17 protein-coding genes are annotated in these 15,837 nt (G+C 62.4%); 2 read left to right on the forward strand and 15 right to left on the reverse strand.

Annotation, left to right across the window (positions count from 1 at the left end):
* Together FFV09_RS21885 and FFV09_RS21890 are read right to left on the reverse strand one after the other, a co-directional pair.
* On the reverse strand, positions 1–555 hold the full coding sequence (locus FFV09_RS21885; protein ID WP_141449818.1) for a biotin transporter BioY: 555 nt from the start codon (positions 553–555) through the stop codon (positions 1–3).
* 328 nt (positions 556–883) lie between these two features.
* Complete coding sequence (locus FFV09_RS21890; RefSeq protein WP_141449819.1) at positions 884–3,421, reverse strand: ATP-binding cassette domain-containing protein; 2,538 nt, start codon at positions 3,419–3,421, stop codon at positions 884–886.
* Positions 3,422–3,656: 235 nt separating this feature from the next.
* On the opposite strand from FFV09_RS21890, the gene FFV09_RS21895 reads away from it, so the two are divergent.
* A complete protein-coding gene (locus FFV09_RS21895) occupies positions 3,657–4,406 on the forward strand; it encodes a MerR family transcriptional regulator (protein WP_141449820.1) in 750 nt (249 codons plus the stop codon).
* A gap of 149 nt (positions 4,407–4,555) precedes the next feature.
* On the opposite strand, the gene moaA is transcribed toward FFV09_RS21895, so the two are convergent.
* From moaA to FFV09_RS21925, 6 genes are all read right to left on the reverse strand, one after another.
* The gene (gene moaA, locus FFV09_RS21900; RefSeq protein WP_141449821.1) at positions 4,556–5,572 is read right to left on the reverse strand and encodes a GTP 3',8-cyclase MoaA; all 1,017 of its coding nucleotides are present in this window, start codon (positions 5,570–5,572) and stop codon (positions 4,556–4,558) included.
* A gap of 118 nt (positions 5,573–5,690) precedes the next feature.
* Positions 5,691–6,299 (reverse strand): molybdenum cofactor guanylyltransferase, encoded by a 609-nt coding sequence (locus FFV09_RS21905; RefSeq protein ID WP_141449822.1) that lies wholly within the window; start codon positions 6,297–6,299, stop codon positions 5,691–5,693.
* The gene (moaD, locus tag FFV09_RS21910; RefSeq protein WP_141449823.1) at positions 6,296–6,529 is read right to left on the reverse strand and encodes a molybdopterin converting factor subunit 1; all 234 of its coding nucleotides are present in this window, start codon (positions 6,527–6,529) and stop codon (positions 6,296–6,298) included. Before moaD ends, FFV09_RS21905 begins: the two co-directional genes overlap by 4 nt.
* A 146-nt stretch (positions 6,530–6,675) precedes the next feature.
* Positions 6,676–7,110 (reverse strand): molybdenum cofactor biosynthesis protein MoaE, encoded by a 435-nt coding sequence (locus FFV09_RS21915; RefSeq protein ID WP_141449824.1) that lies wholly within the window; start codon positions 7,108–7,110, stop codon positions 6,676–6,678.
* Positions 7,107–7,715, reverse strand: a complete 609-nt coding sequence (gene mobB / locus FFV09_RS21920; protein WP_141449825.1) for a molybdopterin-guanine dinucleotide biosynthesis protein B — start codon at positions 7,713–7,715, stop codon at positions 7,107–7,109. Before mobB ends, FFV09_RS21915 begins: the two co-directional genes overlap by 4 nt.
* Positions 7,703–9,079 (reverse strand): molybdopterin molybdotransferase MoeA, encoded by a 1,377-nt coding sequence (locus tag FFV09_RS21925; RefSeq protein ID WP_141449826.1) that lies wholly within the window; start codon positions 9,077–9,079, stop codon positions 7,703–7,705. Before FFV09_RS21925 ends, mobB begins: the two co-directional genes overlap by 13 nt.
* A gap of 65 nt (positions 9,080–9,144) precedes the next feature.
* On the opposite strand from FFV09_RS21925, the gene moaC reads away from it, so the two are divergent.
* Entirely contained in the window at positions 9,145–9,636 is a 492-nt protein-coding gene (gene moaC, locus FFV09_RS21930) for a cyclic pyranopterin monophosphate synthase MoaC (protein ID WP_141449827.1), read from the forward strand.
* A gap of 199 nt (positions 9,637–9,835) precedes the next feature.
* Here moaC and FFV09_RS21935 read toward each other — a convergent pair whose 3' ends face one another.
* The 7 genes from FFV09_RS21935 to FFV09_RS21965 all read right to left on the reverse strand — a co-directional run bounded on the left by FFV09_RS21935 (position 9,836) and on the right by FFV09_RS21965 (position 15,799).
* On the reverse strand, positions 9,836–10,348 hold the full coding sequence (locus FFV09_RS21935) for a MogA/MoaB family molybdenum cofactor biosynthesis protein (protein WP_141449828.1): 513 nt from the start codon (positions 10,346–10,348) through the stop codon (positions 9,836–9,838).
* Between the two features lie 89 nt (positions 10,349–10,437).
* Positions 10,438–11,469, reverse strand: a complete 1,032-nt coding sequence (locus FFV09_RS21940; RefSeq protein ID WP_141449829.1) for a ThiF family adenylyltransferase — start codon at positions 11,467–11,469, stop codon at positions 10,438–10,440.
* A 105-nt stretch (positions 11,470–11,574) separates the two neighbouring features.
* Positions 11,575–12,780 carry a nitrate/nitrite transporter gene (locus FFV09_RS21945; RefSeq protein WP_141449830.1) on the reverse strand — a complete coding sequence of 402 codons (1,206 nt, stop codon included), beginning with the start codon at positions 12,778–12,780 and terminating at the stop codon, positions 11,575–11,577.
* 297 nt (positions 12,781–13,077) lie between these two features.
* Positions 13,078–13,590 (reverse strand): hemerythrin domain-containing protein, encoded by a 513-nt coding sequence (locus FFV09_RS21950; protein WP_141449831.1) that lies wholly within the window; start codon positions 13,588–13,590, stop codon positions 13,078–13,080.
* Positions 13,591–13,619: 29 nt separating this feature from the next.
* The gene (locus tag FFV09_RS21955) at positions 13,620–14,267 is read right to left on the reverse strand and encodes a response regulator (RefSeq protein ID WP_141449832.1); all 648 of its coding nucleotides are present in this window, start codon (positions 14,265–14,267) and stop codon (positions 13,620–13,622) included.
* A 6-nt stretch (positions 14,268–14,273) separates the two neighbouring features.
* Positions 14,274–15,317, reverse strand: coding sequence for a sensor histidine kinase (locus FFV09_RS21960; protein ID WP_141450580.1), 1,044 nt, complete (start codon positions 15,315–15,317; stop codon positions 14,274–14,276).
* A 23-nt stretch (positions 15,318–15,340) separates the two neighbouring features.
* The gene (locus tag FFV09_RS21965; protein WP_141449833.1) at positions 15,341–15,799 is read right to left on the reverse strand and encodes a GAF domain-containing protein; all 459 of its coding nucleotides are present in this window, start codon (positions 15,797–15,799) and stop codon (positions 15,341–15,343) included.
* Positions 15,800–15,837 lie beyond the last annotated feature (38 nt).

Consider the following 15,837-nt stretch of genomic DNA (forward strand, 5'->3'; position numbering starts at 1 on the left):
TCAGGCGCCGTACACTTTCTCTTCGATCGGGCTGACCGCGCGGGCCTGAATGACGACGACGGCCGCTACGACCGCTTTGATCAGGTCGCCCGGCAGGAAGACGGCGGAAGCGGCGAGTCCCGGCCAGATCGGCGTGTTCGTAATAAGCGCCATGACCGGCGCGCCGATCAGATTGACCAGCAGCACGCCGAACACGGCGTTGATGGCGATCAGCTTCCAGGTCTTCAGGCGGGGCCAGACTTTCTCCGACGCCCAGCCGATGCAGAAGGCCGCGATCGGCCAGCTGAAGATATAGCCGGCGGTCGGTCCGACGAGCGGCGCCAATCCGCCGGAGCCTCCGGCCAGGATCGGCAGTCCGATCGCGACCAAGACGATAAACAGGATCAGGCTGAGTGCGCCCGTTTTTTTGCCCAGAAAACCGCCCGCCAACATGACGCCCAGCGTCTGCAGCGTGATCGGGACCGGAATGAAGCCGAGCGGAATCGGCGGAATCATGCCGAGCACCGCGATCAGCGCGGCGAACAGAGCCGCGTATACCATTTCTTTTGTTTTCAAGGGAATCGACCTCCGAGTAGGATACTGTCAAGTCCGGAACGGGCGTACCGTTCCGGCTTGCTAGCAGTATAGCGTGCCGAAGATTCATTGTAAACTTATATTTTCATACAAGGTTAACAATGAAACGGTACAGCCTGAACGCCTGCACTCAAATGCTTGAACCGGAACGTCTGCACTCAAACGCCTACATCCGAACGCCTGGACCCGAACGCCCGCATCCGACCCTTCGTCTCGCTCCTACTCCGCCCCTCGCCCCCCACGCCCCGGCCTAATGCCGAGGCTGCGAGGCGAGGACGTCTTTTTTGCTCAAGGAAGACGTTCTTTTTGCTCAAGAATGCCTGCCCAAATGTTCCGCCGTAGCGCCGTTTTCCGACGACAGCAGGTCTGCCGGCGTGCCGCTGAAGCCTACCTGCCCGCCGCGCACCCCGCCTTCCGGTCCGAGATCGACGACCCAATCCGCGTCCGCGACGACCTGCATATTATGCTCCACGATTATCACGGTGCTGCCGGAATCGACCATCGCGTGCAGCAGCTTGAGAAAATGGTCCACATCAGCCGGATGCAGTCCCGTCGTCGGCTCGTCCATCAGGTACAGGAGGCGTTTGGCTTTGGAGCCGAGCAGTTCGGACGCAAGCTTCAGCCGCTGCGCTTCGCCGCCGGACAGCGTGGTCAGCGTCTGCCCAAGTTCCAAATAACCGAGACCCACTTCGTTCAGCAGATGCAGGATGCGCCGCAGCTTGGGCAGACGCTCGAACACGGTCGCCGCCTCCTCGATCGGCAGCCGCAGCGTCTCGTGAATCGAGCGGCCGAGGTACGTCACGGCGAGCACGTCTTCGCTGAACTGGCGTCCGCCGCAGACGTGGCAGATCTCCTCGATATTTTCGAAAAACAGCATGCTGCTCGTCACCGTTCCGAGTCCTTCGCAGTTTTCGCAGCGGCCGCCCGGGGTGTTGAACGAGAAGCTTTTGGCCGACAGCCCGCGCGCCCGCGCTTCTTCGAGGCTGCCATACAGCTTGCGAATCTCGCCGTAGGCTTCGGAATACGTCGCCACGTTGGAGCGCTTCATGCGCGTGATCGCCGATTGGCGAATCGTGACGACCCGGTCGAACGCCTCCAGGCCGGTGATCTGGCCGCGGCGCCGATCGGGAGCGCTCCCGGGGTCTGCCGCCGCGGCCAGCACGCCGAAGATCAGCGAAGACTTGCCCGAACCGGATACGCCGGTCACGGCAACGAGGCAGCCGGTCGGGATACGCACGTTCACTTCCTGCAAATTGTGCAGCGAAGCGCTTGCGATGCCGATCGACGCGCCGTCTCCTTGGCGGAGCCGGCGCAGAGGCGGCTGCTCCCGCTTCAAGTAAGCGCCCGTCACGGAAGCTTCGCTCCGCATCAGCTCCGCAAGCGTGCCCTGCGCGACGACGCGGCCGCCGTGCCTGCCGGAGCCCGGCCCCAGATCGACGATATGATCGGCGGCCCGCATCACTTCCGGATCGTGCTCGATAACGAGCACGCTGTTGCCCAAGTCCCGCAGGCGCTGAAGAACAGCAATCACGCCTTCCGTGTCGCGGGGATGCAGGCCGATCGTCGGCTCGTCCAGCAGGTACATCATGCCGGTCAGGTCGGAATCGAGCGCCGCGGCCAGCTTGATCCGCTGGCTCTCGCCGCCGGACAGCGTGATCATCTGCCGGTCGATCGACAGATATCCGAGCCCGATCCGCTCCAACCGGCTAATCTTCGTCCGCAGGTCTTCGAGGTAGATGCGTACCGACTGTCCGCCCGAATTGCTGCCCAAATCCTCGCCCGGCTTCCCACCCGAAGCCCTGTCCGATTCCCCGCCTTGCAGAGCCGCCAGCCACTGTCCCAGTTCTTCCAGCGACATCACGCTCAGTTCCGGCAGCCTCCGCCCGGCGACGGTAACGCTGCGGCTCAGAGGATTCAGCCGTTCTCCGGCGCAGGAAGCGCAGCGTACCGAATCGAAATACCGGTTCAACCCTTTGGCGTCGCCTTCCTTCTCGGACAGGCGCCGCCACAGCGTGGTCAGCACGCCTTCGAAGCGCCCGGCGGAGACGCTTTTGGGCGGCTGGATCTGCGGGAACAGCGCTTTGACCTGCGCCGAATCCGCGCCCCAATGCAGCAGCGCCGTCTGCGCTTCGCCGTATTCGCCGACCGGCGTCTCCCGGTCGGCCGGAACGCCGTAATGCGCCAGCGCTTTGTGCAGCAGATCGACCTGGTAGTCTTGGTACGCCTGCGCCCAATAATCGACCGCTCCGCCTTGCGGAGAGCGCGATGCGTCGATGCAGCGCTCCGGCACGAGGCTGAGCCGGCTGCCGAGTCCCTGGCAGTCCGGGCAGGCGCCTTCCCGCGTATTGGCAGAGAAATGGCTGCGCGTCAGCTTGTCCATGCGCTGCCCGCAGCGGCTGCAGTCCATATAGACACGGAATTCCCCGTCGATTACGGTCGTCGTCTCGCGGCAGTCCGCCGCCGAGATCCGCTCTCCGCAGTGCGGACAGTCGCGCTCGCCGAGCTTTTCGTACAGCATGCGCAGATCGGTGTAAATATTCGTCTTCGTGCCTACCGTGGAGCGGGGATTGCGGTTCGACTCGCTCTGCGTGATCCGGATCGCGGACGACAGGAAGCGAATCCGGTCCACGTTCGGTTTGCGAATGCCCTGGTAGCCGACCGCTTCGAGGTACTGCCGCTGGCTTTCCCGGAAAATCGTCTCGACCAGCGTCGATTTGCCCGAACCGGACAAGCCCGTGAAGACGACCAGCCGTTCTCTCGGAATGTCCAGATCGACCGACTTCAACTGACCTTCCCGGGCTCCCCGGATCTGGATCGCATCGTTCGGGGTGTGCCTGTTTCTATTCATGGGTATGCTCCTCCCTTTTCTTCGCGAACGTTCTTGCTTCGATCATATAACATTGAGGCAATCTTTCGGTTAAAAGAGAACGGGCTCTTGCACCGCGGCGCTTTTTCCGGTTAAATGTTGTCGTAGCGCTTGAAGGTTGAAGTTGAAGGTTGCGCGGGAACGAAATTGGAATCCGACGTGAAAATAAAATCCAAAACGAAAGTCCAATCCCCCAAAAGCGAAAGGAGCCTGCTCCATGACCGATTCTCGTTCCGCCGTCGATCGGTGGACGCCCAAACAGGCGGCCGAAGCGCTGGGCGTCAGCACGACGACGCTGCGCAGCTACGAGCGGCAGCACCTGATTCCCGACGTGCCGCGGATCGGCGCCGGACGCCGCCTGTACGGGCAGATCCATCTGCAGGCTTTTCGCTCGCTCCGCGCGCTGCTTGCGGCGTACAGCATTCCGACCGCTTATTCGGTCATGCGCCTGATCCGGGAGCAGCAGATCGGCGAAGCGCTGTGGGCGCTCAATGCCGAACAGGCGCAGATTCAGGCGGAGAACAGCCGGCTGACCGAAATGATGCGGCTGATCGAACGGACCGATTTCTCCGCGTACAACGGACGCCGCATCACGGATTGCATGAGCATCGGCGAGGTGTCGCAGATTGCGGGCGTCAACCCGTCGGCCGTGCGGCATTGGGAAAAAGAAGGGCTGATCCGGCCGCGCCGCCATCCGCAAAGCGGGTATCGGCAGTTTGCGCCGCGCGAGCTGCGCCGGATCATCGTGATCAGCAGCCTGCGCCAGACCGTCTATTTTATCGAAGCGATCCGGCAGCTGCTGGACGATCTCGATACCGGGAACCTGCCGGCGGTGGAACAATCGTTCCGGATCGCGCTGGAGAAGCTGAACGCCCGGCTCGCCCGGCAGTACGCGGCCATTTCCGAGCTGATGGCGTATATCGGGATGTTGGAAAATGAGGTGCATGCGCCCCATGCGCCTGCTTGAACGCAGAAAGTAAAAAAAACCCTTTTCCGAAACTTTCGGGAAAGGGTCTTTTGCGTAGGCAGCACGATCGAGTCAGGGCATTTTTTCGAAAAAAGGGCGAATCCGCGCATGAACCTCTCGGTTTGCAGCCGTCTGCCGCAGCCTGCCGCTCAGCCGCCGATATACGACATATTGATCTTTTTGCGATTTTTGGCCGTCTGCTCGGTGCGTTCGTCGGAGTAGCGGTCGGCCCGATTTTCCCAGACGCCGACGATCTGCGCCAGCAGCTCCTCGTCGCTCGCGCCGCCGCGCAGTGGAGCCCGCAGATCGAAGCCGCTCGACGCGAACAAGCAGGTATAGAAAATGCCGTTCGAAGACAGCCGCGCTCTCGTACAGGACGAACAGAACGATTCGGACACCGAGGTGATAAAGCCGACTTCGGCCTCCGTACCTTTGTATCGATAGCGAGAAGCGACTTCCCCGAAGTAATCCGGTTCGACCGGTTCCAGCTCGTGCACGGCGCTCAGGCGCTCGTAGATTTCTTTTTTGGTAACGACGCGCTTGAAGCTCCAGCCGTTATCGTTGCCGACGTCCATAAATTCGATAAACCGCAGCGTGATGCCCCGTTCCCGGAAATAGGCGGCCATCGGCAAAATTTCGGCGTCGTTGACGTCTTTTTGCACGACCATGTTGACTTTGACGTCGAAGCCGACCTGCCGGGCCTGCTCGATCTGCCGCAGGATGAGCGCCGAATCGATGCCCCGCCCGTTCAGCCGTCCGAACAGCTCGGGGTCGAGCGCGTCGAGGCTGACGTTGAGCCGGCGCAGCCCCGCGTCGTGCAGCGGCTGGGCGTTGGTACCGAGCAGCACGCCGTTGGTCGTCAGGCCGACGTCTTCGATGCCGTCCACTTTGAGGATGCGCGACACGAGGTCGGGCATCCCCCGACGCAGCAGCGGTTCGCCTCCCGTCAGCCGGATCTTTTTGACGCCGATCGAAGCGAACAGCCGCGTCAGGCGTTCGATCTCTTCGAACGTCAGCAGTTCGTCTTTGGGCATAAAAGCGAAATCGTCGCCGAAAATTTCTTTGGGCATGCAGTATGTGCACCGGAAATTGCAGCGGTCGGTGACCGAAATGCGCAAATCGCGGATCGGCCGGCGAAGCCGGTCCGTTGGCGTATACAGGTTCATGGCTTCTCCTCTCTCCTCTCCTTCGTCGGCGCTTCGGATTCGGTTCGCGCCCGGCGTATTGCGATTCGGTTGTTCGTGATTCAGGTTTTCGGCTTGGGCCGAAAAGGGATACGAAACGTTAAAGCTGCGGAACGTTAAAGTTATGGAAAATCGCCGGATCGGGATGAAGAAGCGCGGCGTCCAGCCAGACGGTGTCCAGCCCGGCCAGCAGCTTCATGACGCCGAGCTGTCCGCCGCGCACACTTTCTTCCAGCCGGTCGGCCAAGCCGCCGCGCCAGACGCTCAGCAGCGGCAGATCTCCCGCTTCCGCGCTGCGCACCGCCTTGACGTCGGCGGACGGTCCGTTTTGCGTCGCGGAGCGCAGCCGCCGGATCTCCCGCGGCCCGACACGCGGCATATCGCACGGAAGCGCGATATAGCGCTCCGCGGGATACCGCCGCATGACCGAAGCGAGCCCGGCCAGCGGCCCGAGGCCGGCAAGTTCCGGCAGATCGACGCACACTTCGCAGGCGTCCGGAAATTGCGGGGCCAACGCTGCGCTGGCCGAGACAATCACTTGGTCGCAGGCGCCGGACAGCGCCGCGTGCGCGCGTTCGTGGAACGGACGCCCTTCGTAAAGGGCGAACGCTTTGGGCGAGCCGTAACGGCGCGACAATCCGCCGGCGAGCAGAAGGCCGACCGTGCCGACCGGATACGGCGGGATCGGCTCTCCGCCCTGCGGCGTCATCCGCCGCTAACCGGCGGAATCAGCGCGGCGGCATCGCCGCCGCGCAGCACATCTTCCGGCAGCGCATACTCTTCGTTCACCGCGACGCGCACCGCGTCGAGCGCAAGATGCGGATATTTGTCTTTTACCCAGGACAGCAGTTCGTCGACCGTATAGCCTTCAAGTTCGGCCTGTTCCTGGGCGAGGCCGGTCGCTTCGCGCAATCCGGCGAAATAGTACAGCGTAATCATGGGCGTCCTCTCCTCGCTTGGGGATGGGATGATGGGATTCTATAGGATTTAATTCGTTAGGATTCAATGAAGTTAGAAGATGGGATTCGTATCGGCTTCAGATCGGCGGCGGCTCCATTTGGAACGTCCGCGCCGGCCGGCCGCTTCTATTCCGGCAGCGGTTGGCCGCGCTGGTCGCCGATCCATTCGGTGCCGTTTTCCCAAATTTCCTTTTTCCAGATCGGGACCCATTCCTTGATCCGTTCGATTGCGTATTCGTTCGCCGCATAGGCGTCTTTGCGGTGCGGGGACGAGACGGCGATGACGACGGCGATCTCGCCGATCTTCAGCTCGCCGATCCGGTGCGCGATCGCGCACCGCGTGCCGGGCCACTTCTCTTCGATTTCTCCGCCGATCTTCGCCAGCATTTTCTCCGCCATCGGCACGTAAGCTTCGTACGCCAGATACAGCGTGCGGATGCCGCGGGTCCATTCGCGCACATGGCCGGTAAACAGCGTCACCGCGCCCGCTTCCGGGCGCAGCACGCTATCGGCGTAGCGCTGCGGATCGATCGGCTCGGTTACGATCTCATAAAGTTTCATTCGGTAGTCTGCACTCCTCTCAGCCAATGGGCGAACCAGGCTTCAATCTCTTCCGTCTGCTGCCGATGCAGCAGGCGTACGTTCGGCAATCCGGGCGGCCGCGTCTTCGCGGAGAGCGCCGGATGCGGGGATGGTTCGCTTTCTTGCGTCACGATCAGCACGATATTCGTCAGCGTGCCAAGCTCCGTCCAGTCTTCGCCGGAGCGAAGCAGCACGATCTTCGGATACGGCTCCGACTTGAAGCCTTCGATCAGGATCAGGTCGGGACGGGCATACGTTTGGGTCAGCGCGATCAGGGCATCCAACTCGCCGCAGCCGTCGTCGCTTTCCGGCAGGCGGCCCTGCATCAGCATCAGGCCGCCGCCGCTGACGATCGAACTCGCGGCTCCCGCTCCGAACAGCCGCGAAGCGTCCGTATCGGCCGGCGGCGCTTCGGGCTCGCCGCCGTGTCCGTGATGCTTGATCACGGACACGCGCGATCCGAGCCGACTCGCCAGGCGCAGCAGCGTCTCGGTCAGCGTCGTTTTGCCGCTGTTCTTGAAGCCGACGATCTGAAGAACATGCGCCTTGACCGCGCCGCGCTGCCCGCCGCTTACAGGTTCCATGCGGCCGCACCTTCTTCCATGCCCGGCAGCAGCACGTCCACCGCGTCGCCGGCCTGGAAGCCGCGCGTCCCGCCGGGCAGGACGAGCAGCGCGTTGCCGCGTCCGATCGACGACACGGCGTTCGATTTGTTGAAGCCGGCCGGCGTGACGGAGACGCCGTCGTACACGGCACGCACGAAGCGCGTGAACGGATTCGGCTTGGCGAAGTCTTCGCCGAGCGCCGCCCGGGTGTGCAGCGGATAGATCCGCTCCGCGCCCATCATGCGCAGCAGCGCGGGACGCGCGAACAGTTCGAAGCCGGTGTAGCAGGCGGACGGATTGCCCGACAGCCCGAACAGGAAGCGGCCTTCCCATACGGCGACCGTCGTCACGCTGCCCGGCCGCATGGCGACCTTGTTGAACAGCACGTCCGCGCCGAGTTCGGCGTAGACGGCCGGCAGCAGATCGTAATCGCCGACCGATACGCCGCCCGTCGTAATGAGGCAGTCGCATTCGCCGAGCGCCTGCCGCACCGTATCGAGCATATCGCCGAGACGGTCGGCCGCCGCCGCGTACAGGCGGTACGGAATGCCCATGCGCTGGAGCTGGGCCGCGATCATCGGCCCGTTGCTGTTGCGGATCTTGCCGGGCTCAAGCGGCGCTCCCGGTTCCAGCAGTTCGGTGCCGGTCGCGAGGATGCCGACCAGAGGCAGCTTCGACACATTCACCTGCTGCTGGCCGAACGTGGCCAGCAGCGCGATCGTGCCGGGATGGATCAGGCTGCCGGCCGGCAGGATCTGTTCGCCGAGGCGCATATCCTCGCCGCGAAACGAAATGTTCTCGCCGGCCCGGAACGGCTTGCGCACGGTGAAGAACGCCCGGGCGCTCATGTCCGCCGAATCGGCGGAACCGGCAGACGCTGCGGAGTTGGCAGACGCGGCGGATTCGGGGTCCGCGGCTGGCCGCGCCGAATCGGCGGCGTGCTCTTGCGCCCCGGCGTTCTGCGCCGGCGGCGATTCCTGCGTCTGCTCCAGCATGACGACCGCGTCCGCGCCGGCCGGCAGCTGCGCGCCGGTCATGATGCGGATCGCTTCGCCCGGGCCGAGCGTGCGGGCCGACACGGAGCCGGCGCCGATCCGGTCGATCACTTCGAACCGGATACGGTTCGTACCCGACGCGCCGGCCGAATCTTCGGCCCGGATCGCGAAGCCGTCGTACGGCGAACGGTCGAACGACGGCACGTCGTGCGACGCCCGCAGCGGCTCGGCCAGCATGCGGCCGTAAGCCTGTTCCAGCGGCACGTTCTCGCTGCCGGTCCGGCGGACATGTCCCTGAATGCGGGCGATCGCCTCGCTGACGGAAATCGGATGTCGGGGTTCGACCATGGTGGACCGCTCCTTTTCTCATGCTATACTGGGTTCATCTTCAATCAATGAAGGGATGGATGGTTTTGTCCGAATTGACTCATTTTAACGAACAGGGACGCGCGCGCATGGTCGACGTCTCGGAGAAAAACGAAACGGTACGCACGGCCCGCGCGGCGACTTCGGTCTGCGTAAACGAGACGATCTACCGCCAGATCCGCAGCGGCGGCAGCAAAAAAGGCGATGTGCTCGCCGTCGCTCAGGTCGCGGGAATCATGGCGGCCAAAAATACGGCGCAGATCATTCCGATGTGCCATCCGCTGATGCTCAGCGGGGTCGATATCGAATTCGAATGGAAAATCGACGAAGCCGCGGCTTCGTACGAAGTGTTCCTCTACGCGACCGTGCGGACCAAAGGCCCGACGGGCGTCGAGATGGAAGCCCTCACCGCGGCCAGCGCCGCCGCGCTGACGATCTACGACATGTGCAAAGCCGCCGGCAAAGACATGGTGATCGGACCGACGATGCTGCTTGAGAAAACAGGCGGCAAATCCGGCGATTACGCCCGGCAGGAGTAATCCGGCCGGGCGCAGATCCCCCGATTGCCGGGGAGAGACCGCCGGGCGCCCGATTTCCTGCCTGCCCGGTCTTGCGGCCTGCGATCCGTTACGCCGCCCGGCATCCAATCCTAGCTTCACGCCTGCCTGCTTCCCTGCCGCCGCACCCCGGCCGCGCAGACTCGACCTTTCCACGTCGAGCCTGCGCGGCTTTTGCCGTTTACCGGTGCTTGGTCAGCTCGTGCCGGATATGCCGGATTTCCGGCACGATGATGCGGCGCATGGCCAGCGTCACGGCGCCGGTCGAGCCGGGCAGCACAAAAATCGCTTTCTCCCCGGCCGTGCCGGCCGTAGCGCGGCTAAGCACGGCCTTCGTGCCGATCTCTTCGGCAAAGCTCAAATACCGGAACAGCTCGCCAAAGCCGTCGATCTCTTTCTCGAACAGCGGCCGTACGGCTTCGATCGTGACGTCGCGCCGCGCGATGCCGGTTCCTCCGGTCGTCACGACCGCGTCGATCTCCGGCCGCAGCAGCCAGCCGGCGACGATCGAATGAATCGCTTCCGCGTCGTCGGCGCACAGCGTATACTTGACGATCCGCATGCCCGCTTCCCGGGCCAATTCCAGAATCTTCTGTCCGCTTTTGTCCGTCTCTTTGGTGCGTGTGTCGCTGACGGTCAATACCGCCAGACGAACGACCGTCCCGGCGGTTTGGGCGGGGTCCAATTCGCTCATGCTGCGCCTCCTTTGGCTGGGGGCCGGGCCAGATCGGATCGAATCTAATCGAATCGGGCAGAAGCCCGGCAGCCCGGCCCCCTGGTTTTTTATCCGAATACTTTGCGGTGCAGGCTGCGTCCTTCGTCCACGCTGCCCGTGCCGTGAATAAGCAGCCGGCCGTTGACGAACAGGATAAAGCGCGCGCCAAGCGCGTGAAACTGCACAAAATGCGGCGTGCGGCGCAGGTTCTCGCCGATCCGCCGCCCGATCCGCTCCGCGTCGTCCAGCGTCAGCGGCCGCGCGGGGTCCGGCAGTACCTGCACCGTATCGCGCCCGCACAGCGCGGCATACGCCGGCCTTGCCGTGCGCGCAAGCGCCGGGAAAGTCGGATTCGGCCCGCACGACGGGCAGTCCGCGCGGCGAATACGGGCAATCCCGACATCTATCCGCGTGCCCGACCACAGATCGAAATGATGCACTTTCGTCAGCAGCGCATCCGCGTTGCCGCTCAGCCATTTCAGCGCTTCCGCGCATTGCATCGCGGCGGTCACCTGCACGGCGGGCGCGATGATGCCGGCCGTGTCGCACGTGTCGCTTGCCGTGGGCAGCGTCGGCAGCAGGCAGCGGAAGCAGGCCGACCGTTCGGGCACAAAAGGAAACACCGTGCCCGAACTGCCCACGCAGGCGCCGTAGATCCACGGAATGCCCGCTTCGAGCGCCGCGTCGCCGATCAGCAGCCGCGTCTCGAAGTTGTCGGTCGCGTCCATGATCAGCGAGCAGGTCGAGGCCAGCCTGCGCATCAGCGGCACGTCCAGATCGTCAAAATGCGTATGCAGCTTGAGATCGGAGCGAATGTCCAGCAGCCGCTTTCGTGCCGCTTCCACTTTGGGCATCATCCGCTCCGCGTCGCTCTCGGTAAAGAGCTGCTGCCGCTGTAGATTGGACCATTCGACGTAATCCCGGTCGACCAGATGCAGTTCGCCCACGCCCGCGCGCGTTAGCGTCTCGGCGATCGCGGAGCCGAGCGCGCCGCAGCCGATTACGGCTACGCAGGCGCGTTCCAGCGCTTGCTGCCCGCCGCTGCCGATCGGGCCGAACAGCGTCTGCCGCGAATAGCGTTCGCCGCTTCTTGTCTCCATCTTCTATCCCTCCTGCATGCGAAGCCGCCCGGGTGGCCCGGACGGCTGTTGGGTATCGGAACGGGAAGACTCCCGTTCCTCGTTTGCTTGTTCTGGATGCGTTGATTATTTGCTCATCGTTTTGGTCTGGGCTTTCGTTGCTGTTCGGCCGCCGACCGCATCCAGCGTTCTTTTATCCTGAACGTACATCCAGAATACCAGTACCATGCTCACCATGGCGACCTGCGACAGCAGCATGAAGCCGATCGAATACTGTCCCGTGATGCCGTGAATGGCTGCCAGCATGATCGGGGGGAAGAATCCGCCGAGTCCGCCCATCATGGATACGACACCGTTCGCGATGCCCGCCTGCTTTTGGAAATAGAACGGCACCAGCTTGAAAATGATGCCGTTGCCGAGACCCGCGCAGAACGCGATCGCCAGGCAGCCGACCGTGTACGGGCCGAGCGACGGCGAGAATGCCAGCAGGATGGCCGCAATCGTGTAGATCGCGAACGTGCCGCCGAGCAGCAGCAGCGGCTTGAAGCGGTCCGCGAGCCAGCCGCCCACCGGACGGAAAAACGTCGCGATCGCGATAAAGCCTGCGGTGCGCATGCCGGCGTCGACTTTTTCCAGCCCGAAATTCGTCACGAGGAAGTTCGGCAGATAGACGGTGAACGCCACGAACGAACCGAATGTAATAAAGTAGAACAGCGAGATCAGCCAAAGCTTTTCATTTTTGTAGATGCCTTTGATCTGCTGGCCGATCGGCGTCTTCACTTTTACTTCGCGCCGGTCGCCCAGCAGGAAGTTCAAGACGATGAAGAACAGCAGCAGCGCCAAATACCATTTGACGGCGGCCTGCCAGCCGATCTGCGTCGCCAGTACCGGAGCCGCGAACGTGCTGATCGCCGTGCCGATGTTGCCCATGCCGTACATGCCGTTGACGAACCCGTGCCGCGCCGCCGGATAATACTTGGGCAGCGACGTCACGCCGACCGAGAATACGGCGCCGCCGATTCCGAGAAACAGGCCGCCGATCATGAGCGCGGTCATCGATTGGGCTACGCTGATATAATACACGGGAAACAGCAGAAGCACAAAACTGATCAGGAAAACGAGCCGGGCGCCGATGATGTTGGCATAATACCCGAGCGGGATACGCAGGATCGAGCCGAGCACGACCGGAATAGCCGTGACGATCGCCAGACGGTCCGCCGGAATAGCGATGTCTTCCTTGATAAAGGGCATCAGCGACGAGAGGATAACCCAGACCATGAACCCGAGCGTCAGATTCAGCGTTTGGAGCGGGAGCTGTACTTTTTTGATCATTACACTCACCTTTTCGACAGTTATTCGCCGGGCCGGAGTCGGGCGTGTCGGCGCGCGTTCTCCGGTGTCCGGTCTACTGCCTTCATTGTATCGACCGCCCCGCCCGCGGCATATAGGGGAGTCCCCTTTCCCAGACAGGGTAAACCCTGAAAAGAACCCCTTGTTCGAACACTCGGTCCAGAAATGGACGCAAACGCGAAAACGACTCCGAATACCGGCGAAAACCCGGAGTTCGAAGTCGTTTTTTATTCTTTTTCCAGCCGGGACGTCGTTGATCGGAAGCCGCAGACCGCGTCTTCAAGCGATCGTCGTGTTCATGCGTTCGTACAGCTTGAGCATCTGCTTGGGCAGGATTCGCGCTTCCGCCATCGGAAACAGCACCGACTCTTCCTTGACGCGGTTCACGGTCAGCACCTCGAACGCTTCGCCGGCGTCGCGCGCGGCGGCCCGGATCTCTTCCGACGAAAAATATTCAGGATCTCCCTCGGTACGATGCAGGAAATGGTCCAGATACGCCTCGATCTCCCGGTGTTCTTCCTGAATGCCGACGAGCGGGCCCTGCTCGAAGCCGATATAACCGCCGAGCGTCGGGAAAAAGTGCGCTTCTTCTTTGTCCGTATGCTTTTTCAGCGGAAGGCGGAACTGCTCCAGCTTCTCGCGCAGCGTGCCGAGCAGCACGCGCGCGGTATGCAGATCCGGTTCTTCTTCCAGGCGCAGGGCAATGGGATGCCATTCTTCCGCCAGGTAAGCCAGGTAGCGATGTTCATTCTCCAGCAGGCGCATCGCCGGTTGTTCGAAAGTGAGTTCCATGATGGCGTTCCTTTCCGCGCAAAATTCCGTCAGAACTCGAGCAGCTTTTTGCGCAGCGCGTATTCGACCAGTTCCGGCCGGTTTTTCAACTGAAGCTTGTCCATGATTTTCGCTTTGTGCGCTTCGACGGTCTTGACGGAAATGAACAGCTTCTCCGCCACTTCCTTGTTGCCGTAGCCTTTGGCGATCAGCGGCAAAATTTCCAGTTCGCGCTTGGACAGCAGTTCGAACGGATCTTCGGAGCTGCCCGACTTGTCGTGCTTGATAAATTCCCGCACGAGCGAAGTCGCCATTTTGGGATGGATGTACGTCCCGCCCGCGTGGACAGTCCGGATCGCCAGCAGCAGTTCTTCGTCCGGCGCGTTTTTGAGCACGTAGCCCGACGCCCCGCTTTTTAAAATATGGAACAAATACTCTTCGTCGTCGTGCATGGTCAAAATGAGGATCTTCGTGTCGGGATAGTCTTCCTTGATCTTGCCTGTCGCGATCAGCCCGCTTTCTCCCGGCGGCATGCTGAGATCCATGATCAACAGGTCAGGCTGATGTTTGGCGACCGCGGCGTACGCTTCGATGCCGTCGGCCGCCGTGGCGATGACTTCCATGTCCGGCTGAAAATTCAGGATCATGGAAAAGCCGCTGCGCACGATGGCGTGATCGTCGGCGATAACAATTTTCATGCGGCGTTACCTCTTTTCCTGGGATTCGGCGATCGGGACCCGCAGCCGAACCCGGGTGCCGCTGCCCGGTTCCGAACGCACGTCCAGCGTGCCGCCGGCGAGCTCCGCGCGTTCGCGCATGCCGTACAATCCGAGGCCCGTGCCGATCGGATCGGCCCCGGCTTCGAAGCCCGCGCCCTGATCTTCGACTTCGAGCCGCAGCATGCCGCCCTGCTCGAACAGATGCACACTTACGGTGTCGACCTGCGCGTACTTCAGCGCGTTGAGCACCGCTTCCTGGCAGATCCGGTAGATGACCGTCTCGATATCGCTCGTATACCGCTTGCGCGCAACGTCGGAGACGAATTCGACGACGAGCCCGTAGCTCTGCTCCACCCGTTTGAAGTGCGAGCGAAACGCCGCTTCCAGGCCGAAATCGTCCAGCGCGGCCGGCCGCAGCTCGACGGACAGATTGCGGATATCGTCGAGCAGGCGGGTCATCGACGCTTCGGTCTGCTTGACCTTTTTGAGCACCGTCTCGTCGTCCGTCATGTATTTGAGCACGCGCAGGTCGATCACGGCGCTCATCAGTTCCTGCGCCACGCTGTCGTGCAGCTCGCGCGACAGGCGCTTGCGCTCGTTCTCCTGCGCTTCGATCACATGCCGCAGCATCGTGTTCTGGTACAGCCGCTCCTGCACCCGCAGCTGCGGAGTCAGGTCGCGCAGCATGAACACCCGCGTGCCGTCTTCCGGATCGACCGTATGGAACGAACCGGCATAAGGCACGACCCCTTTATTTTTCGTCTCCAGATACACCTGAAACGACGTATGTTCTTCCGATTCGGGAATCTTCATATAGCAGTCCAGGCAGGTCCGCTGCTCGGTATCGCTCGTGTAGCCGCGGCACGTGCCGCACAGCGCGTTGTCGCTGCCTTGATACAGCTTCATCAGCACGTCGTCGGACACGATCTCTTCGGCCGCCGGATTCATGGCCAGCGCCCGCCCCGTTTTGTCAAAAAAGAAAATCGCTTCCTTGCTGTTCTGGAACAGCTTCATCATCAGCGGGTTCATGCGTCCGGCTTCCGGGGTTCGGCTCAATTCGAAGCCACCTCCCTGCCGTCCAGCTCGCCGATGCCCGAACGCGCCGCTTGTTCCAGCGCCTGCATCAGCTCGGGCGTCATCCGCCCTTCTTCGCGGAATCCCGCCAGCAGGACGCCGGCGACGCGCGCATCGTTCCACAGCGGAACGGCGCCGAGACTTTCGAGCTTCTCCGATTGGACGATCGGATAATTGAACAGGCTGTCGGCTCCCACGTACGCGGGAACCGACGGAATGAACACCGATTTGCCCGTTTTGAACACGATGCCCGCGATGCCTTTGCCGGACTGGAGCATGATGCGGCGAAAACGCTCGTTGCGGTTGCCCGCCGCGTATTTCCAGCGGATGACGTACTGCTGTTCGGCCGGCTCGACGAGAGCCAGCGCCAGGAAGTCGTAGCCGAACGCCTGCCGGATCGCTTCGAGTTCCCGTTGGTAATCTGCGTAAAGTTCCATGCTCATGTCTCTCCCCGCGCAAACGGAAAAGCGGGCAA

Source organism: Saccharibacillus brassicae (assembly GCF_006542275.1).
GTDB classification, from domain to species: domain Bacteria; phylum Bacillota; class Bacilli; order Paenibacillales; family Paenibacillaceae; genus Saccharibacillus; species Saccharibacillus brassicae.

Bases quoted from the DNA above. Each gene is read 5' to 3' on its own strand.
- moaD (WP_141449823.1), bottom strand. From the start codon at position 6,529: ATGATTACGCTGTACTATTTCGCCGGATTGCGCGAAGCGACCGGCCTC.
- FFV09_RS21955 (WP_141449832.1), bottom strand. From the start codon at position 14,267: ATGAAAATTGTTATCGCCGACGATCACGCCATCGTGCGCAGCGGCTTT.
- moaA (WP_141449821.1), bottom strand. From the start codon at position 5,572: ATGAACCTGTATACGCCAACGGACCGGCTTCGCCGGCCGATCCGCGAT.
- FFV09_RS21950 (WP_141449831.1), bottom strand. From the start codon at position 13,590: ATGGAACTCACTTTCGAACAACCGGCGATGCGCCTGCTGGAGAATGAA.
- FFV09_RS21945 (WP_141449830.1), bottom strand. From the start codon at position 12,780: ATGATCAAAAAAGTACAGCTCCCGCTCCAAACGCTGAATCTGACGCTC.
- FFV09_RS21895 (WP_141449820.1), top strand. From the start codon at position 3,657: ATGACCGATTCTCGTTCCGCCGTCGATCGGTGGACGCCCAAACAGGCG.
- FFV09_RS21905 (WP_141449822.1), bottom strand. From the start codon at position 6,299: ATGACGCCGCAGGGCGGAGAGCCGATCCCGCCGTATCCGGTCGGCACG.
- FFV09_RS21940 (WP_141449829.1), bottom strand. From the start codon at position 11,469: ATGGAGACAAGAAGCGGCGAACGCTATTCGCGGCAGACGCTGTTCGGC.
- FFV09_RS21935 (WP_141449828.1), bottom strand. From the start codon at position 10,348: ATGAGCGAATTGGACCCCGCCCAAACCGCCGGGACGGTCGTTCGTCTG.
- FFV09_RS21965 (WP_141449833.1), bottom strand. From the start codon at position 15,799: ATGGAACTTTACGCAGATTACCAACGGGAACTCGAAGCGATCCGGCAG.
- FFV09_RS21915 (WP_141449824.1), bottom strand. From the start codon at position 7,110: ATGAAACTTTATGAGATCGTAACCGAGCCGATCGATCCGCAGCGCTAC.
- mobB (WP_141449825.1), bottom strand. From the start codon at position 7,715: ATGGAACCTGTAAGCGGCGGGCAGCGCGGCGCGGTCAAGGCGCATGTT.
- FFV09_RS21960 (WP_141450580.1), bottom strand. From the start codon at position 15,317: ATGAACCCGCTGATGATGAAGCTGTTCCAGAACAGCAAGGAAGCGATT.
- FFV09_RS21925 (WP_141449826.1), bottom strand. From the start codon at position 9,079: ATGGTCGAACCCCGACATCCGATTTCCGTCAGCGAGGCGATCGCCCGC.
- FFV09_RS21890 (WP_141449819.1), bottom strand. From the start codon at position 3,421: ATGAATAGAAACAGGCACACCCCGAACGATGCGATCCAGATCCGGGGA.